This is a genomic window from Corynebacterium sp. HMSC036D02 (assembly GCF_001836165.1).
Classification (GTDB): Bacteria; Actinomycetota; Actinomycetes; order Mycobacteriales; family Mycobacteriaceae; genus Corynebacterium.
In genome coordinates this window covers 35154-52669 of sequence record NZ_KV827707.1, presented here as the reverse complement: position 1 = coordinate 52669, position 17516 = coordinate 35154, and the positions used below count along the sequence as shown (strand labels likewise).

Genomic DNA, 17516 nt, shown 5'->3' with positions numbered 1-17516 from the left:
TACCGACACCGTGGACACCCCGATGGGGGAGCATTGGTTGACATCGGTGTGTAAACGGACACAATCGGGCCTGGATTCTCGCCAAAGCCACATAAATAGGGCAGAATTGGAACTGTCAGTTGTCGCGCCCAGGTCGTGTACTGACCACAGCGCGAATTACCACCCATACTGCAGTTCACCTGCACATATTGGAGTTACATAATGGTTGTTGTGCACATCATTATCGTCCTCGCGGCGATTTATCTCGGTGCCCGAATTGGTTCGATCGGCATTGGTATGGCCGGCGGCTTGGGCGTTCTCTTACTCGGCCTCACCGGTGTCCCCGTAACACGTGAAGACATCCCCTTTGACGTCATTGGCATCATCATGACCGTGATCGCCGCCATTGCTGCCATGCAGCGTGCTGGCGGTATGGACTATCTGGTCTACCTCGCCGAGAAATTCCTTCGCAAGAACCCAAAGAGGATCACGTTCTATGCGCCTATCGTTACCTGGTTGATGACCGTCTTGGCGGGCACCGGCCACACGGCGTTCTCCACGCTTCCGGTCATCGTTGAGGTGGCTAAGGAGGGCAAGGTTCGTCCTTCCCGCCCGCTTTCGATTTCCGTCGTAGCCTCCCAGATGGCAATCTGCGCCTCACCTATTTCCGCAGCCGTTGTTCTGTTGGCTTCGCTACTGGAGCCGATGGGCGTGGGCTATTTGCAGATCCTCGCGGTCCTCATTCCGGCTACGTTCCTCTCCATTTTCCCTGCCGCTTGGGTAGCAAACCGCTCGGGCGCAGAACTCGAAGATGACCCCGTTTACCAAGAACGCAAGGCCCAGGGCTTGGTGAAGCTGCCGCAAGGTTCCCAGAACTACGCTCCGGCACAAGGTGCAAAGACCTCGGTCATCATCTTCCTCGTCGCCATCGTCATCGTGATGCTGTGGGCCACCCTGACCTCATCCCAGGTGGGTCTCATCGAGGAACCGACGCTGCCGCGTAACGAGGCCATCATGACGGTGATGCTCACCGCTGCGACCCTCATCGTCATGGTCACCAAGGTTCCCGCCGGCGACGTTCTCAACACGCCTGTCTTTAAGTCGGGTATGTCCGCTTGTATCTGCGTGCTCGGTGTCGCATGGTTGGGTACCACGCTGATCAACCACTACATGGAGGACATCCAGGCCATCTCCGGGTCCATCATTGAGTCCGCCCCGTGGCTGCTGGCCATCGTACTCTTCTTCGCTGCGGCGCTCCTGTACTCGCAGGCCGCAACCACCAAGGCTCTCATGCCGGCAGCCCTGGCCCTCGGCGTCAACCCGCTTACCGCAGTGGCTGCCTTCCCAGCAGTGTCCGCGCTGTTCATCCTGCCGACGTACCCGACCTTGTTGGCGGCCGTCGAAATGGATGACACTGGCTCGACTCGCATTGGCAAGGCTGTCTTCAACCACCCGTTCATCATTCCAGGCACTGTGAGCATCGTCTTGTCGGTCCTCCTGTGCTACGCCTTTGGCGCAGTCCTTATCTAGCATCACCTAGCATCATTTAGAAATAATTTGATGTTGCTTAGCGCGCTTCTTTAGCGCGCTAAGCTGGTGAGCATGACTACGCAACCTTCTGATGTTGATATTGCTCAAGCTCACCAGCTCGAACCGATTTCGGATATTGCTGCACGTGCAGGCATTCCGGAGACGGCCCTTATTCCTTATGGGCAAAGCAAAGCCAAAGTGGATATCACTCAAGTTGGGGATACTCCCGCAGATGGCAAGTTGGTCCTCGTCACCGGCGTCTCACCGACGCCAGCCGGCGAGGGTAAATCTACTGTTCTTATCGGCTTGACCGACGCCCTCACGCAGCTGGGCAAGAAGGCTATCGTCGCCCTTCGCGAGCCTTCCCAGGGCCCTGTCATGGGCATCAAGGGCGGCGCCGCGGGTGGCGGCTACTCTCAGGTTGTCCCAATGGAGGACATCAATCTCCACTTCACCGGTGACTTCCACGCTATCGCCGCGGCCACTAACACCTTGGCCGCCATCATCGATAACCACATCCACCAGGGCAATGCGCTCAACATCGATCCGCGCCGCATTACCTGGCAGCGCTGCGTTGACGTCAATGACCGTGCCCTGCGCCACGTTGTTACCGGGCTCGGTGGCCCCGCCCATGGCGTGCCGGGGGAGACTGGCTTCACCATTACTGCGGCATCGGAAATCATGGCCATTCTCGGTCTCGCTACCGATTTGGCAGACCTGAAGAAGCGCCTCGGTGATATCACTGTGGGTTACACCTATGACCAAAAGCCGGTCACTGCCCGCGAGTTGGGGGCAGAAGGCGCACTCACCGCGCTGATGCGCGATGCACTCAACCCCAACCTAGTCCAGACCCTTGGCGGTACTCCCGCCTTCGTCCACGGCGGCCCCTTCGCCAACATCGCTCATGGCTGCAACACGCTGTTGGCCACCCAGACTGCTATGCGCTTCGGCGATATCGTCCTCACGGAAGCAGGTTTCGGCGCGGACCTCGGTGGCGAGAAATTCATGGACATCAAGTCCCGCTTCGGTGACCTTGATGTGGCCGGTGCGGTCGTCGTGGCAACGATCCGTTCGCAGAAGTACAACGGTGGGCAGCCGCGCGAGGAGCTCACCACGGAGAACCTGGAAGCCCTGAAGAAGGGCGTGGTGAACCTCGAGCGCCACGTGGAGAATTTGCGCAAGTTCGGGCTTCAGCCAGTGGTCGCGCTCAACCTCTTCTGGAGCGATACCGAGGCCGAGCGCGAGTTCATGCGCCAGTGGGCCGCCGATTTCGACGTCGCGCTCGAAGAAGCAGAAGTGTGGGCCAAGGGCGGAGCGGGAGCAACAGCGCTGGCTGAGCGCCTTCTGGAGAATCTTTCCGAGGGTAACTCCCACCAGCTCTATGATCCCGCTGAGGGCATCGAGGCCTCCATCGACACCATTGCTAGGGAAATCTACCGCGCCGAGCGGGTGGAGTACTCGTCTAAGGCGCTGAAGGATTTGAAGTACATCAAGGACAACGGTTGGGAGGAGTTCCCAGTCGTGATCTCGAAGACTCAATATTCCTTCTCGGATGATCCGAGCCAGCTCGGCGCCCCAGAAGGCCACGTCCTTCATGTCCGCGAGCTGCAGCCCCGCACAGGCGCTGGCTTCATCGTGGCGCTGACCGGCGACGTCATGACCATGCCGGGCCTTCCCAAGAAGCCTGCGGCGAACAACATCGATGTTGCCGCTGACGGTTCCATCTCTGGGTTGTTCTAAACCACGGCCCGTTTTACGCGGCGCAGTCTACGAACTTTGGCCTGGCCACCCGGGATACTCGGGTGGCGTACCGCCGAAGGCGGGGCAAAGATCCTGAAAGGAACACCAGCCGCACAGCTTCGAGGTCTTTGGCCTAAAGTCTCCGGTCTTGCCATCGCCTTCGATCTTGGCCCAGAGCTCACCTAGGTCACGCTCGAAGTACTCGAGTTCCTCCGGCCCAGGCGTGAGGAACATCGAATCCAAAACCTTGAGGTACATCAGCCGCAGCTGCGTAGGGATGGTGCCAAGTAGCCGCCAGTACACCAGCGCGTAGAAATTCATTTGGAACTGCGCGTCCTGGGAATAACGGGGGAGTGGCTTCTTTCCGGTCTTATAGTCCACCACGCGTACCTCGCCGGTGGGAGCAACATCAACGCGGTCGATGAACCCGCGGACGGGCACGCCGTTGGGCAGAACTGTATCGACGTACATCTCGCACTTGTGGGCGTCGAAACCTTGGGGGTTTTCCATCTGGAAGTAGCCTTTGATGAGCTCGCGTACTTCGACGAAGAAGTCCAGCTCCTCGGGCTCTGGTACCAATTCACGCAGCTCCGGATCGGATTCGAGCATCACCGCCCATTCAGGCTTGATCATCTTCACCGCCACTGGGTACTCGCGCTCCTCACGGGGTAGCTTGTGCATTTTCTCCAGCACAGCGTGGACCAGCGTTCCCTTGACCTGCGCCTTTGTCTTAGGTTCAGGCAGCTTGTCGATGGCTCGGAAGCGATAGAGCAGTGGGCATTGCTTGTAGTCGGAGGCGCGGGAAGGGGAGAGGGCTAGTCGTTTCGGCATAATGTTTCTCAGACTAGCGCATAGGCACCCACAGTCCTTCCGGCATCACCCGGCAGTCCGTGGCAAGCTGGAAGCATGAGCACTACGCAAGATTTTCTCGATTTCATCGCCGCCAGTCCCTCCTCCTACCACGCGGCTGAGGAGGTAGCGCGCACGCTCGTTGATGCGGGGTTTAGCCGCCAAGACGAGTCTGCCGAGTGGTCGGCAGCACCAGGCGGTCACGTCATGGTCCGGGGTGGTGCGGTCATGGCTTGGTTCGTCCCCGAAGGTGCCGGTCCGGATTCGGGTTTCCGGATTATCGGCTCCCATACTGACTCGCCCGGTCTTGCTCTCAAGCCCACCCCGGATTTCGACTCCGCAGGTTGGCAACAGGTAGCCGTGGAGGTTTATGGCGGAGTCCTTCTCCACAGCTGGTTTGACCGCGAGCTCACCGTCGGTGGTCAAGTCGTCCTGCGCGATGGCACCCGCCACTTGGTCAATACCGGCCCCTTGCTGCGCTTGCCTTCGCTGGCTATCCACCTCTACCGCAAGGATGAATTCAAGCCGGATCGCCAGCGCCACATGCAGCCGGTGCTCTCCGTGGGCACACCGGAAACGTCGGTGATGGGGGTCGTCGGCAAGCAGCTCGGCGTAGACCCAGAGGACATCGCTTCCTTCAACCTGATTACCGCCGACGCCCAGCGCGGTGAGGTCTTCGGTGCCGGTGAGAGGCTCATCGCTGCCGGCCGCATGGACAACCTTTCTTCCGTTCATGCTTCGCTGCGTGCCCTGCTGGCTGCTGCGAAAAGCGCCGACTCCATCGAGCACAAGGACGTCCTCGTCATGGCGGCTTTTGACCACGAAGAGGTGGGCTCCTCTTCGCGCTATGGTGCGGGTGGGCCGATTCTGGGTGATATCTTGACCCGCACCGCGCGGGCGCTTGGCGCCAATGAGGAACAGCGCTTCCAGATGTTCGCGCGCTCCAGCTGTGTCTCTGCGGACGCCGCCCACTCCGTGCACCCCAACTACGCGGAAAAGCACGATCCCACTCACCACCCGATCATCGGCCAAGGCCCGGTCACCAAGATCAACGGCAACCAGCGCTATGCTTCCGACGCCAACACTGTAGCTCTGTGGGAATCTGCCTGCCGTCGTGCGGGCGTTCCGGTCCAGCGCTTCGTGGGTAATAACGACGTGCCCTGTGGCTCCACCATCGGCCCGATTTCCGCCACCCGCCTGGGCATCCCCACCGTCGACGTCGGTGTGCCGATGCTTTCGATGCACTCGGCCCGCGAGCTGGTAGGCGAGCGCGACCAACTATGGCTTGGCGACGCCCTTGAGGCATACTTGGTGGGTTAATCCTTGCCACCCCAAATTATGTGAAAGGTTTCCACGCCATGGCTTATTCTGGCCCCTTCCGCTACGGCGACCGCGTGCAGCTCACGGATGCCAAGCGGCGTCATTACACCATCGTCCTCGAGGAGGGAGGCCAGTTCCATTCGCACAAGGGCATCATCAGCCACGATGACATCGTGGGCATGGATGAGGGCTCCGTCATCGATTCGACGCTGGGCAGCTCCTTCCTCTTGTTCCGCCACCTCATGGTGGATCACGTCTTGTCGATGCCGCGCGGCGCCGCGGTGATTTACCCCAAGGACTCCGCGCAGATTCTGGTCGAGGGCGATATCTTCATGGGTGCGCGCGTGCTGGAAGCGGGCGCCGGTTCCGGTGCACTCTCAATGACCCTCTTGCGCGCCGTAGGGCCAGAAGGCCACGTTTTCTCCTATGAGGTACGCGATGACCACTTGGAATACGCCGTGGATAACGTCGCCGAATACTTCGGTGAGCAGCCCGAGTGGTGGAGCCCGCGGCTTGGCGATTTGGCCAATGTGACCGTCGAGGAGCTCGGCGGTCCCGTGGATCGCGTCATCTTGGACATGCTCGAGCCCTGGGAGCACCTCGAGAAGGTGCGCGACATACTCATCCCGGGCGGCGTCTTCATGACTTATGTGGCCACCGTGCCGCAGCTGATGAAGGTGATGGAGGGCATCCGCGAGCTGAAGTGCTTTACGGAGCCACGCGCCTGGGAGTCCCTCGTACGTGAATGGAAGGTGGAGGGCTTGGCCACCCGCCCGGAGCATCGCATGAATGCGCACACGGCGTTTCTGATCTGGACGCGCCGGCTTGCCGACGGCGTCACCCCGCCCCGCCCGCAGCGCCGCGCCCGAAAATAAGCCCCGAGGTTAAACGTGGCGCACTGCGCGCTAGGGTGGACCCTATGAACGATGCCACTCATGCCCAGGAACTTGGCCAGCAGCGTCGCCAGATAGAGCAGCTCGCTGAACGCAATGCCAAGCTTGCTGCCCTGTTGAAGGATGCACGCACGAAGCTTCAGCAGATGCTCGCCGAGGTGGACGCCCTTGCGGAACCCGCCTCCACATACGGTGTCTTTCTGGGCTATTCTGGGCGCGCCCATGATTTACACCGCGACGCCGAGGTTTATACCAATGGCCGAGCCATGCGAGTCAAGATTTCGCCCAACTTGGAGCCAGGCTCCCTTAAAGTAGGGCAGCAGGTCCGCTTGGGTGAGGGCTTCGTCGTCGTGGAGGCCTGCGCCCCGGTAAATACTGGCGCGCTGGCGACGCTCCAAGAACGCCTAGGCACCGACCGCGCGGTGGTCATTAATTCCTCCGGTGAAGAGCAGGTTATTCTCCTCGCTGCAGCGCTGCGGGATACCGTGCGCGCCGGCGATACCCTCTTGGTCGAGTCCAAATCAGGCGTGGCCACCGAACGAGTGCACAAGACTGAGGTAGCGCAGCTCACGCTGGAGGAAGTTCCAGACGTCTCCTACGAGGATATCGGTGGTTTGGACGAGCAGATCTCCCTCATCCGTGACTCTGTCGAGCTGCCCTTCCTGCACCCGGAGCTCTACCGCCAATACGATCTCCAGCCGCCGAAGGGCGTGCTGCTCTATGGTCCGCCTGGGTGCGGTAAGACGCTCATCGCCAAGGCAGTGGCGCATTCTCTGTCGGCGTCGCTCGGCGCTACTGCCCCCAGCTACTTCCTCAACGTGAAGGGCCCAGAACTTCTCAACAAGTTCGTGGGTGAGACTGAACGCCGCATTCGCCTCATCTTCGAGCGCGCCCGCGAGCTTGCTTCTGAGCCCACTGCGGATGGCAGCCAGCGGCCGGTCATCATCTTCTTCGATGAGATGGAGTCCATCTTCCGCACGCGCGGTTCCGGTGTGTCCTCCGATATGGAAACCACCGTTGTCCCGCAGCTCTTGACGGAGCTGGATGGCGTCGAAAAGCTCAGCAATGTCATCGTCATCGGTGCCACCAACCGCGAGGAGCTCATCGACCCCGCCATCATGCGCCCGGGGCGCCTCGACATCAAGATTCGCGTCAACCGGCCCACCAAGCAGGGTGCGCGCGAAATCTTCGCCCGCCATTTCCCGGACACCGTTCCACACGAGGGCGAACTTTCCCAGCTCATCGATACCGCAGTGGAGGATCTCTACGCGGAGCGCCCCTTCGTCACGTTGCACTTCTCCAACGCGGATCCGCGCGTATTGCACTACCGGGACTTCGTCTCCGGCGCGATGATCGCCAACATCGTCTCCCGCGCAAAGAAGCTGGCTATCAAGGAGGCGTTGGACGAAACCAACGCGGCGGGGGATACACAGCCCGCCGGCATTACCGCCGCGCACCTGCACCAGGCCATCGCTGCCGAGCAGGCTGAATCGGAATACGTACCTACATCCGCCAACCCGGAGGAGTGGGCCAAGATCGTCGCCGGGACCTCCGCCGGCGCGCATGTCACCGGGGTCGAATTGATGGGAGTACAACCTTGAGTCGTGTTCTAGGTACCGAGACTGAGTATGGAATCTCTACGCCGTCCAACCCGGCGCTATCACCGATCGTGACGTCCACCCATGCTGTTGTGGCTTATGCCGCCCTGCATACCGGTGCGCGCTCCCGTTGGGATTTTCGGGAGGAGCACCCGCTACGCGATAGCCGCGGCTTCGATCTCAAGCGCTATCACACCGTGCCCGTGGTGGACCCGAACGCCTTGGGTGTGGCCAACGTGGTGACCGCCAATGGCGCGCGTTTCTACGTCGACCACGCTCACCCCGAGTACTCCTCGCCGGAGTGTACGAATGCCTGGGATGCGATGCTTTACGACGCCGCCGGCGACCTCATCCTGCGCCGTGCAGGGGAGGCCGTGGCATCGCTGACAGCGCAGGGCACGTCCGTGCTGGCCACACACGATCCCTGCCCGCCGCTGAAGTTCTACAAGAACAATGTGGACGGCAAGGGTGCTTCCTATGGCAGCCACGAGAACTACCAGTACTCCAGGGAAACTGACTTCGAGGAAATTGCCCAAGGGCTGATTCCCTTCTTCGTTGCCCGCCAGGTGGTCACCGGTGCTGGGCGCAGGGGTTTGGGTGCTGACGGCGAAGAGCCAGGTTTCCAGATCTCGCAGCGCGCGGACTATATCGAGCAGGAGATTTCCCTGGAAACCACCCTCAACCGCGGCATCATCAATACCCGCGATGAGCCGCACGCGGTGGCCGAGGACTTTGGACGCCTACACGTCATCATCGGTGATGCCACTATGTCCCACACCTCGACGCTGCTCAAGCTGGGCATGACGTCGCTGGTGCTCGATGCCATCGAGAGCGGCGTGGACTTTAGTGATCTGCGCCTAGCAGAGCCGGTGGAGGAGGTGCAGCGGGTCAGCCGCGATCTCACCTTGACGCACCAGCTGGCGCTTCGCGACGGCCGCCGCCTCACCGCCCTTGACATCCTCGCCGCCTACCGGGAGAGGGTTACCGCCGCCTCCGAGGCGGATGAGAAGGTACTTGCCGCCTGGGATGAGGTTGTCGCGCTCTTGGCCGACAACCCGCTCAAGGCCGCCCACCTGCTGGATTGGGTAGCCAAATACCGCCTGATTAAGGGCTACCTCGACCGCGGCGTGGCCGCCGATGACCCGAAGCTCGCGCTCATCGATCTCCAGTACACCGACATCGACCCGGCCAAGTCCCTCTACCACGCGCTGGTTCGCAAGGGGCAGATGCGGTCCTTGGTCAGTGAGGAAGAGATTGCTGCTGCAGCGGAAACGCCGCCCGCAGATACCCGCGCTTACCTACGCGGCCACGCCACCCGGAAGTTTGGGGAGGAGGTCTTGGCGGCGTCTTGGCAGTCGCTGACCTTCCGCATCGGTGAGGCCGAGGGAGCCAACTCTGGAACCGCCTGCGTGGCACTCGACGACACAAAAAGACTCGGGCAGGACGAGGTGGGCGCTCTGCTGGAATCTGCGGACAGCGCCGCCGATTTCGTTAATAGTTTGCGCCAGCTCGGGGTGCGAATCGAGTACCCTACACTGTATTAGCGCAGCATTTTCCACTCGCGAAAGGAGCTCTAGAAGATGAGCGGACAGCAGTCTCAGATCAACGCCGGCGGCGGCAACGGTCAAGGAGGCGACACCCCGGAGTTCGACGCCGGACAAGTCAGCATCAACAGCGCGGGTACCGATGACCTCCTCGATGAAATTGACGGTCTTTTGGAGTCCAACGCCGAGGAGTTCGTGCGCTCCTACGTCCAAAAGGGCGGCGAGTAAAGGTGGAGCAGCCCTCCGATAGCGCCCCCGTTTACGCACGGCGGATTATGGGCATCGAAACCGAGTACGGCATCACCGCTAGCGCCAACGAGGGACAGCGAGTGATGTCCCCGGATGAGATAGCCCGCGTACTTTTCCGGCCCATCGTGTCGAAGTACTCCTCCTCCAATATCTTCAGCCCCAACGCCTCCCGCCTCTACCTGGACGTGGGTTCCCACCCGGAGTTCGCTACCGCGGAGTGCGATAGCCTCAGCCAGCTCATTGCCTATGAGCGCGCCGGCGACGCCATGGTCAACCGCATGGCCGTGCAGGCGGAAAAAACCTTGGCGGACGAGGGGGAGAAGCGCGCCGTCTACTTGTTCAAGAATAACGTCGATTCCGCGGGCAATTCCTACGGCTGCCACGAGAACTATCTCATCAGTCGCCACGTGGTGCTCAAGGACCTTGGCAAAGCCCTGTTGCCGTTTATGATTACCCGGCAGCTCATTTGCGGTGCGGGGATGATCAAACCTGCCAAAGGCGAGGAACCTGCGCGTTTCGTGCTCTCACAGCGCGCCGACCAAGTCTGGGAAGGCGTGTCCTCTGCGACGACTCGCTCTCGCCCCATCATCAATACTCGCGATGAACCGCATGGTGATTCCAAGCGTTTCCGCCGCATGCACGTCATCGTCGGTGACTCCAACATGGCCGAGCCCACGATGGCCCTCAAAGTTGGCTCCACGCTGCTCATGCTGGAGATGTTAGAGGCTGGCTTTGAGGTACCGGAGCTTTCGGTGCTTGATCCAATTCAGCACATCCGCGCCATCGCGCTCGACCCAACCGGCCGCACCGAGCTTCCGCTCGAGGGAGGCGGCAACACCACCGCGCTTGCCGTGCAACAGGAGCTCTGTACCGCCGCCGAGCGCTGGCTGGAGCACCGCGAGGACGCAGGCACTCCGACGGCTGAGTTGGCTCGTGTCGTGGACTTGTGGAAGCGCACCCTCCAAGCGATTGAGACTCAGGATTTCTCCGGCGTTGACCGCGAGATCGATTGGGTCATCAAGCGCAGCCTGCTGAACCGCTACCGCGAGCGCCTGGACGGGGATTGGGCGCACCCCAAACTGGCCCAGATCGATTTAACCTACCACGACATCCGCCCAGGCCGCGGCCTCTACAGCGTGCTGGAGCAGCGCGGCATGGTGGAGCGCTGGATCGACGATGCTGCAATCGATGCCGCCGTCGACACCGCCCCGCAGACCACCCGTGCCAAGCTGCGCGGGGAGTTTCTCGCGGTTGCCCGCGAGCTCGATGCCGCGGTAACGGTGGATTGGACGCGGATGAAGGTCAACCGGCCTGAGCCGATGACCGAGGAGTTCTCCGACCCCTTTGTCTCCGAGGACCCGCGCCTAGATGGGTTGTTAGACTACATGCGTTCGCACCCAGGCTCTTAGAGCCTTAGAGCTGATCAAGGAACCTGCCACTATGCCCTCAGCAGATCGAACTGCAGCCAGGACGCCGGTCAGAGACCGCGCTATCGAAAGGCTCACCAACCTCACCTTTGCGCTGCATGGCGCAGCGCACCAAGGCGGGGTTCCGGACCGCAGCGCGGCGTGGATCCGCAGCCACGTCGAGGGCTACCAATCACGCAGCGACGAGGCCTTTCACAAGCAACTTTCCCGTGACATCCTGACCCTGCAGCGCGCCGGCGTGCCAGTAGTACACAGTAGTGGGGCGGAAGGTTCGCTGTATCGCCTCGATCCCGAAAGCTACCAGCTGCCTCCCGTCGATTTCACGCCGGAAGAAGCCATGGTGTTGGGCGTTGCCGGCGGGATTGGCACCCCGGGCGGCTTGAGTGATTTCAGCTTGTCCGCGTGGACAAAACTAGCGGCCTCGGGAGCCTCCCGCGACCTGCGCGGCGCGCCCGTCTACACCGCGGTCAATGACATGACCAGGCTGAGCCCAGAGCTCGTCACCGGGGTGATTACCGCCGTGCGTGCGGGGCTGCGTATCTCCTTTGATTACTTTGCCACGCCCTCAGCCGAGCCGGTTCGCCGCCACATGGACCCGTGGGGGTTGGTCAATCACCGTGATCGCGTCTACCTCGTCGGGTGGGATGTGGACCGGGAGGCACCCCGCACCTTCCGCGCCACCCGCGTGGACAACGTTAAGCGCTCGCGCGCTGGGGCCACCCACCTCGAGCCCACCGCGCCGCTGCAAGATCTCGTCGTGGAAGCGCTTGACCGGGGAGACACCGTCGATGCCCTCCTTGAGGTACCAGATGGCCAGGCCGCGGAGCTTGTCGACGCCGGACGCAGACGCGCGGATGGCCTCCTTGCGCTGACGGGCGTGCGCCGCGATTGGCTAGTGCGCACCGCCGCGGGATATGCACCAGATGTCGTGGTGATTGAACCGACAGAAGTTCGTTCCGACATCATCGCGCTCTTGAGTGGGGAGGAATCGCACCATGGCTGATCAGCCACGCAAACTGCAGTCTCTTGTTCGCTCCCTCAACCTCATCCCATACCTGCGCAACCACCCAGGGGTGACCCCGATGGAGGCGGCCGAGGATTTGGGAATGACCCCTGCTGAGCTTAAGGATGCCGTCGACAGGCTCTTCTGCTCCGGGGTGGGCCGTAATACTGAGGATCTTATCGACTTAAGCTTCAGCTACAGCGATGGCATCGAGATCTACAACGACCAAGGCTTAACCCAGGCCCTGCGTCTGACCCCAACGGAGGCCGGCGCGTTGTTGCTAACGCTCGAGTCTCTTGAGGCAATGCCGGGGCTTGTCGACGTCTCCGCGGTCCATGCCGCCGCCGCGAAGCTACGCGCGATTATGGATGAAAAGACCGCCGCCATCTACGATTCTCTGGCCACGACGGATCCGGAGGAGTCCGAGGTGCAAGCGGCGTTGGCGGGGGCCGTCGACAAGCGCCGGCAAGTGCGTTTTACCTACTGGAGTATGTCCTCCAACCGCACCAGCGAGCGCACCGTGCACCCGGCACGAATATTCATCGTGGATGGCGAACCCTATTTGGTGGCCTGGGATGAATCGGTGGGGGAGCACCGTACGTTCCGCTTGGACCGTATGAGTGATGTTGAGGTGCTTGACGTAACCGCCACCCCGCACCTGCGCAAGCTAGACTTCAACCCCGATTCCCCCTTTGGTCTAGATCACACTCTTGTTGCGCAGCTGGAGATTAACCAAGAATTCACCTGGCTGGCCGAGCACTACGACATCACGCTCGGCGAACGGCTGGAAAATGGCTTCATAGCTGCCACAATGCCCGTCGGTTCCGAAGCCTGGTTTAGCCGCTTCGCCCTCGGCCAAGCGGACCGAATGCGGGTCGTGGGGCCACCGAAGCTTGTCGACGCCATTTCGCAACATAGAAAACGGGCGTTAGAACGTTATACTCAACTGCCAGACTAAGAGCACTTCTGTGTGCAGACTGCCCAGCCCCGCTGCGTGGACCTGTACGCTCCATCTACCAAGAAAGTAGAGGCACCCCAATGACTGTGGGACCTATGGAAATCGGCCTTATTGTTCTCGTCATCGTGCTGCTATTCGGCGCCAAAAAGCTTCCGGAGCTAGCTCGCTCCATGGGCCGCTCCATGCGTATCTTTAAGTCCGAAGTCAAGGAGATGAAGGAGGAGAACAACACTCCCGAGCAGCAGGCTCAAATTGCTGCATCGAAGAAGAACGATGAGGACTTCTGGAACAGCCCGGAGATGCAGCCGCGCACGTCCAAGCCGGCTGACGGAAACCAGAACTAATGATCTTTCCCGGCAGGCAGGCCACGCTCCGAGTCCCTCGGAGTGCTGAGGTCTCGCCTGTCGCCGTGGGCTTTTCTATGGAGGTCTTGCTTTGAGTACCGCGAGTACACCGTCGAATGCTGCTTCTAACGCGCCGAAGCAAAAATGGAGCTCAAAGCTACGCCGCAAGCCCAAGAACCCAACGGGGGAGATGACATTAGTTCAGCACCTCCAGGAGCTGCGCCGACGCATCGTCATTTCCCTCCTCGCCCTCGTGGTGGGCGCCATCATCGGATTCATCTGGTACCAACACGCCCCGTTTGGCATGTCACCGCTGGGCGAGATCTTGCGTGGGCCCTATTGCTCGCTGCCTGAGGAAAAGCGCATCTCTTTCACTGCGGATGGCGAGTGCCGCTTGCTTGCCACCAGCCCCTTCGAAATGCTGCTGCTGCGCCTCAAAGTGGGCGCGTTGGCTGGCGCAGTAATGTCCTCACCGGTCTGGCTCTACCAGATTTGGGCCTTCATCGTGCCCGGCCTGCACAAGAACGAACGCCGCTTTACCTTCTTATTTGTCTCGACAGCGGTCTTGCTTTTCGTGCTCGGCGCGGTCCTTGCCTACGTCATCCTTTCAGTGGGCCTGGAATTCCTCATGGGCATGGGCTCCGAGTATCAAACTGCAGCACTGACAGGTGAGCGTTACTTCTACTTCCTGCTGGCGTTGCTGCTGATCTTTGGCGTCAGCTTTGAGATCCCTCTACTCGTGGTATGCCTTAACCTGATCGGTGTATTGGAATATGACCACGTCAAGGACAAGCGCCGCATCATCATTGTGGTCATCATGATTTTCGCCGCGGTTGTTACACCGGGCCAAGAACCCTTCTCAATGTTGGTTTTGGCCGGTGCCCTTGTGGTTCTTGTAGAAATAGCTTTCCAGTTCTGCCGCATCAACGACAAGCGTCAGAAGCGCCAGCGCCCGGATTGGATGGACTTGGATGATGAAACTGCCTCGTCGCTGGATGAAGGTCCGGGTGCCATTGGCGCACCAACTCCGGTGTCCGCATCCACGAGCGTTTCTGCGTCTTCGCGGCCGGTATCTTCCAGGCCTGTTCCCCCGGCTTCAACTCCTGACGCTCGGGTACAGCAACCTCAGCAGACGAATACTCAGCCCCCGCAGAGCGGCTTTTTCGACGACGTTCTGTAGCCTCGCGGGCCTTCTAATCAAGAGTTCTGTGCGGGGACTTGTACCGGCGTGCTAGTGCCCCGTCCCTGACAGGTACTCTGGGGACTTATGACACTGACGCATCTGGACGAGTTCACTCAAGCACTACCGTACTCACTGGATGACTTCCAGATTGAAGGATGCCAAGCAGTTGAAGCGGGCCACGGTGTTCTGGTCTGTGCGCCCACCGGCGCGGGTAAAACCGTGGTGGGTGAGTTTGCTGTTTCTTTGGCACTGCGCCAAGGAACCCGTTGTTTCTACACCACACCCATCAAGGCGCTGAGTAACCAGAAGTACCACGACCTGGTTGACGCGCATGGCGAGGATGCGGTCGGACTGCTGACGGGTGATGTCTCAATCAACTCCTCCGCGGACATCCTCGTGATGACCACTGAGGTTTTGCGCAACATGATTTATGCGGGCTCAGGCGCATTGGATCGCTTGACCCACGTGGTGATGGATGAGATCCACTTCTTGGCGGATGCCTCGCGCGGCGCAGTGTGGGAAGAAGTCATCCTCAACCTGGAGGAGCACGTCTCCATCATTGGCCTATCCGCAACGGTGTCCAACTCCGAGGAATTCGGCCGGTGGCTGACCACCGTGCGTGGTGACACCAAGGTCATCGTCACCGACAAGCGCCCAGTACCGCTGGACCAGTGGATGATGGTCGGCCGCAAGATCTACCCGCTCTTTGAACCCGACTCAGGCGGCCAGGTAAACAATGAACTGGCACAGCGCATCCAACGTCTGGAGGCCGGCGATACCGATAATGGCCGCGCAGACTATGCCCAGAACCGTGCGAGCTTCCGCGCCCGTGCCCGGCACAAAGGCGGCGGGCGCAGCGACCGGCACAGTGATCGGCGCAGCGGCGCGCCTCGTGCGCAAGACCGCTACCGTCCGCTAGGCCGTCCAGAGGTGCTCAAAGAGCTGCAGGCCATGGAGATGTTGCCGGCGATTACCTTCATCTTTTCTCGTGCGGGCTGCGATGGCGCGTTGTATCAGTGCCTGCGTTCCCGGATGGTGTTGACCTCCCAGGAGGAGGCCACCGAGATCAAGGCCATCGTCGATAAGGGCGTGGAAGGCATTCCGGAAGAAGACCTCAAGGTCCTTGATTTCAAACGTTGGCGCGAAGCACTCTCGCGCGGCTTTGCCGCTCACCACGCGGGCATGCTGCCCGCCTTTAGGCACATCGTGGAGGAACTGTTCGTCAAGGGCCTCGTCCGGGCAGTCTTTGCCACCGAAACCCTTGCCCTAGGCATCAATATGCCAGCGCGCACCGTGGTACTGGAAAAGCTGGTGAAATTCAACGGCGAGGCACACGTGGACCTCACCCCCGGCCAGTACACGCAGCTCACCGGGCGCGCGGGCAGGCGTGGCATCGATACCCTGGGCAATGCCGTCGTGCAGTGGGCACCCGCGATGGATCCGACCGCGGTGGCGGGGCTTGCCTCAACTCGTACCTATCCGCTCATTTCTACCTTCGAGCCCGGCTACAACATGGCTATCAACCTGCTGGGCATGCTCGGCTTTGATGACTCGCTGCGCTTGCTGGAGAAGTCTTTTGCCCAGTTCCAGGCGGACGGTTCCGTCGTGGAAGAGACTCGCGAGATTGAGCGCGCTGAGCATCGCGTCCGCGAACTTCGCGCACAGTTGGATCAGGCCGTGGATAACTTAGCTCCGCCGGCAGCTGATGGCGAGGACCCGGCTGAACTCCTCATGGATTATATGCGCCTGCGCCGCGCGCTTACCGACGAGGAAAAGTCAGCGCGGGCCTCCAAAAAGGAGGAGAGGAACAAGGAGGTCGCGGCTGTCTTGGCCCGGCTGCAAATGGGTGAGGTCATCGCCATCGCGACCAAGAAGCGCCCAACGCTGGCAGTTGTCATCACCCCGGCCAACCAGACTGCTGATCCACGCCCCTGGGTTACCACGGAGTCCGGGTGGTCTGGACGCATCGATGCAGCCGGTATTGAAAATCCGCCGATGGTGCTCGGCCACATGAAGCTGCCGCGTGCGGCGCAGAAGAATCCGCGTCGGCATACCAAATACGTTCAGGATGCCTTCAAACGCGACTACTACAAGCGGCCTAAGAAGATGCGCACTGAGCCGCGTAATCGTCCCAACAAGAAGATCGCGCAGCTGCGCGATGCCCTCCGCGAGCACCCGGTGCACAATTGGCCGGCGACCGACCGCGAACAGTTGGCTGGTGTGGCCCAAAAGCTCGCCCGACGCGAGCTCGAGCTCCACAAGTTGGAAGCCAAGGTGGAGCGCGCGACGGATACCCTCGGCCGCACCTTCGAGCGCATCGTGGACCTGCTGGCGGAGATGGATTACGTAGAGTTTGAAGGCTACGGCGAGAACCGCGAGCCGGTCATCACGGACGAAGGCGAGCGTTTGGCCAAGATCCATTCCGAGTCCGACCTACTGGTGGCACAATGCCTTAAGCGGGGTATCTGGAATGACCTTGACCCGGCAGAGCTGGCCGGCGTTGCCTCCCTCTGCGTCTTCGAAAACCGAAAAGCCACCCGCGGCGAACCAGGTGCGGCTAGCGACGACATGGCGGACGCCATGAACGCAACGTGGCGCATCTACGCGGAGCTTGTCAGCGATGAGAAGCGCCATAACCTGCCGCAAACACGCGAGCCGGAGCCAGCCTTTGCACTCGCTATCCACCAATGGACCGCAGGCGCACCCTTGGCATATTGCATGGCTGCGGCTAACGAGTCAGGCGCGGAGCTGACTCCCGGTGACTTTGTCCGTTGGTGCCGCCAGGTCATCGATCTGCTCCAGCAGGTAGCCAAGACCGGCTACGAGGACGAAATTCGCCGCAATGCCCGGCGCGCCATTGACGCGATCCAGCGCGGCGTCGTCGCCATCGGCGCTTAGT

Annotated in this window: 14 protein-coding genes; 13 read left to right on the top strand and 1 reads right to left on the bottom strand. The window is 61.0% G+C overall.

What is annotated here, in order from left to right; translation table 11 throughout:
• The first annotated feature begins 201 nt into the window (after window positions 1-201).
• Window positions 202-1509, top strand: coding sequence for an anaerobic C4-dicarboxylate transporter (locus HMPREF2743_RS12145; RefSeq protein WP_070520532.1), 1308 nt, complete (start codon window positions 202-204; stop codon window positions 1507-1509).
• 72 nt (window positions 1510-1581) lie between these two features.
• The gene (locus HMPREF2743_RS12140) at window positions 1582-3249 is read left to right on the top strand and encodes a formate--tetrahydrofolate ligase (protein WP_070528273.1); all 1668 of its coding nucleotides are present in this window, start codon (window positions 1582-1584) and stop codon (window positions 3247-3249) included.
• A 27-nt stretch (window positions 3250-3276) separates the two neighbouring features.
• On the opposite strand, the gene HMPREF2743_RS12135 is transcribed toward HMPREF2743_RS12140, so the two are convergent.
• On the bottom strand, window positions 3277-4080 hold the full coding sequence (locus tag HMPREF2743_RS12135) for a RecB family exonuclease (RefSeq protein WP_070528270.1): 804 nt from the start codon (window positions 4078-4080) through the stop codon (window positions 3277-3279).
• A 75-nt stretch (window positions 4081-4155) separates the two neighbouring features.
• Between HMPREF2743_RS12135 and HMPREF2743_RS12130 the strand changes: the two genes are divergently transcribed.
• From HMPREF2743_RS12130 to HMPREF2743_RS12080, 11 genes are all read left to right on the top strand, one after another.
• The gene (locus HMPREF2743_RS12130; protein ID WP_070528267.1) at window positions 4156-5418 is read left to right on the top strand and encodes a M18 family aminopeptidase; all 1263 of its coding nucleotides are present in this window, start codon (window positions 4156-4158) and stop codon (window positions 5416-5418) included.
• A gap of 38 nt (window positions 5419-5456) precedes the next feature.
• Window positions 5457-6293 (top strand): tRNA (adenine-N1)-methyltransferase, encoded by an 837-nt coding sequence (locus tag HMPREF2743_RS12125; protein WP_070528264.1) that lies wholly within the window; start codon window positions 5457-5459, stop codon window positions 6291-6293.
• A 44-nt stretch (window positions 6294-6337) separates the two neighbouring features.
• Complete coding sequence (gene arc / locus HMPREF2743_RS12120; RefSeq protein ID WP_070818875.1) at window positions 6338-7912, top strand: proteasome ATPase; 1575 nt, start codon at window positions 6338-6340, stop codon at window positions 7910-7912.
• Window positions 7909-9453, top strand: a complete 1545-nt coding sequence (gene dop / locus HMPREF2743_RS12115; RefSeq protein ID WP_070818874.1) for a depupylase/deamidase Dop — start codon at window positions 7909-7911, stop codon at window positions 9451-9453. Before arc ends, dop begins: the two co-directional genes overlap by 4 nt.
• A 36-nt stretch (window positions 9454-9489) precedes the next feature.
• Window positions 9490-9681 (top strand): ubiquitin-like protein Pup, encoded by a 192-nt coding sequence (locus HMPREF2743_RS12110; protein WP_010186632.1) that lies wholly within the window; start codon window positions 9490-9492, stop codon window positions 9679-9681.
• A gap of 47 nt (window positions 9682-9728) precedes the next feature.
• Entirely contained in the window at window positions 9729-11111 is a 1383-nt protein-coding gene (pafA, locus tag HMPREF2743_RS12105; protein WP_070528253.1) for a Pup--protein ligase, read from the top strand.
• Between the two features lie 31 nt (window positions 11112-11142).
• Complete coding sequence (locus HMPREF2743_RS12100; RefSeq protein WP_070528250.1) at window positions 11143-12132, top strand: helix-turn-helix transcriptional regulator; 990 nt, start codon at window positions 11143-11145, stop codon at window positions 12130-12132.
• Entirely contained in the window at window positions 12125-13090 is a 966-nt protein-coding gene (locus HMPREF2743_RS12095) for a helix-turn-helix transcriptional regulator (protein ID WP_070528244.1), read from the top strand. Before HMPREF2743_RS12100 ends, HMPREF2743_RS12095 begins: the two co-directional genes overlap by 8 nt.
• 80 nt (window positions 13091-13170) lie before the next feature.
• The gene (gene tatA, locus HMPREF2743_RS12090; RefSeq protein WP_070528242.1) at window positions 13171-13434 is read left to right on the top strand and encodes a Sec-independent protein translocase subunit TatA; all 264 of its coding nucleotides are present in this window, start codon (window positions 13171-13173) and stop codon (window positions 13432-13434) included.
• A 190-nt stretch (window positions 13435-13624) separates the two neighbouring features.
• Entirely contained in the window at window positions 13625-14614 is a 990-nt protein-coding gene (gene tatC / locus HMPREF2743_RS12085; protein ID WP_070528241.1) for a twin-arginine translocase subunit TatC, read from the top strand.
• An 87-nt stretch (window positions 14615-14701) separates the two neighbouring features.
• Window positions 14702-17515: a DEAD/DEAH box helicase gene (locus HMPREF2743_RS12080; protein ID WP_070528239.1), complete on the top strand. Its 2814-nt coding sequence runs from the start codon at window positions 14702-14704 to the stop codon at window positions 17513-17515.
• Window position 17516 lies beyond the last annotated feature (1 nt).

What these genes read in the sequence shown, in the direction of transcription:
- HMPREF2743_RS12080 (WP_070528239.1), top strand. Translation starts at nt 14,702, where the DNA reads ATGACACTGACGCATCTGGACGAGTTCACTCAAGCACTACCGTACTCA.
- tatC (WP_070528241.1), top strand. Translation starts at nt 13,625, where the DNA reads ATGACATTAGTTCAGCACCTCCAGGAGCTGCGCCGACGCATCGTCATT.
- HMPREF2743_RS12095 (WP_070528244.1), top strand. Translation starts at nt 12,125, where the DNA reads ATGGCTGATCAGCCACGCAAACTGCAGTCTCTTGTTCGCTCCCTCAAC.
- HMPREF2743_RS12135 (WP_070528270.1), bottom strand. Translation starts at nt 4,080, where the DNA reads ATGCCGAAACGACTAGCCCTCTCCCCTTCCCGCGCCTCCGACTACAAG.
- HMPREF2743_RS12125 (WP_070528264.1), top strand. Translation starts at nt 5,457, where the DNA reads ATGGCTTATTCTGGCCCCTTCCGCTACGGCGACCGCGTGCAGCTCACG.
- HMPREF2743_RS12145 (WP_070520532.1), top strand. Translation starts at nt 202, where the DNA reads ATGGTTGTTGTGCACATCATTATCGTCCTCGCGGCGATTTATCTCGGT.
- tatA (WP_070528242.1), top strand. Translation starts at nt 13,171, where the DNA reads ATGACTGTGGGACCTATGGAAATCGGCCTTATTGTTCTCGTCATCGTG.
- HMPREF2743_RS12140 (WP_070528273.1), top strand. Translation starts at nt 1,582, where the DNA reads ATGACTACGCAACCTTCTGATGTTGATATTGCTCAAGCTCACCAGCTC.
- arc (WP_070818875.1), top strand. Translation starts at nt 6,338, where the DNA reads ATGAACGATGCCACTCATGCCCAGGAACTTGGCCAGCAGCGTCGCCAG.
- HMPREF2743_RS12130 (WP_070528267.1), top strand. Translation starts at nt 4,156, where the DNA reads ATGAGCACTACGCAAGATTTTCTCGATTTCATCGCCGCCAGTCCCTCC.
- HMPREF2743_RS12110 (WP_010186632.1), top strand. Translation starts at nt 9,490, where the DNA reads ATGAGCGGACAGCAGTCTCAGATCAACGCCGGCGGCGGCAACGGTCAA.
- pafA (WP_070528253.1), top strand. Translation starts at nt 9,729, where the DNA reads ATGGGCATCGAAACCGAGTACGGCATCACCGCTAGCGCCAACGAGGGA.
- HMPREF2743_RS12100 (WP_070528250.1), top strand. Translation starts at nt 11,143, where the DNA reads ATGCCCTCAGCAGATCGAACTGCAGCCAGGACGCCGGTCAGAGACCGC.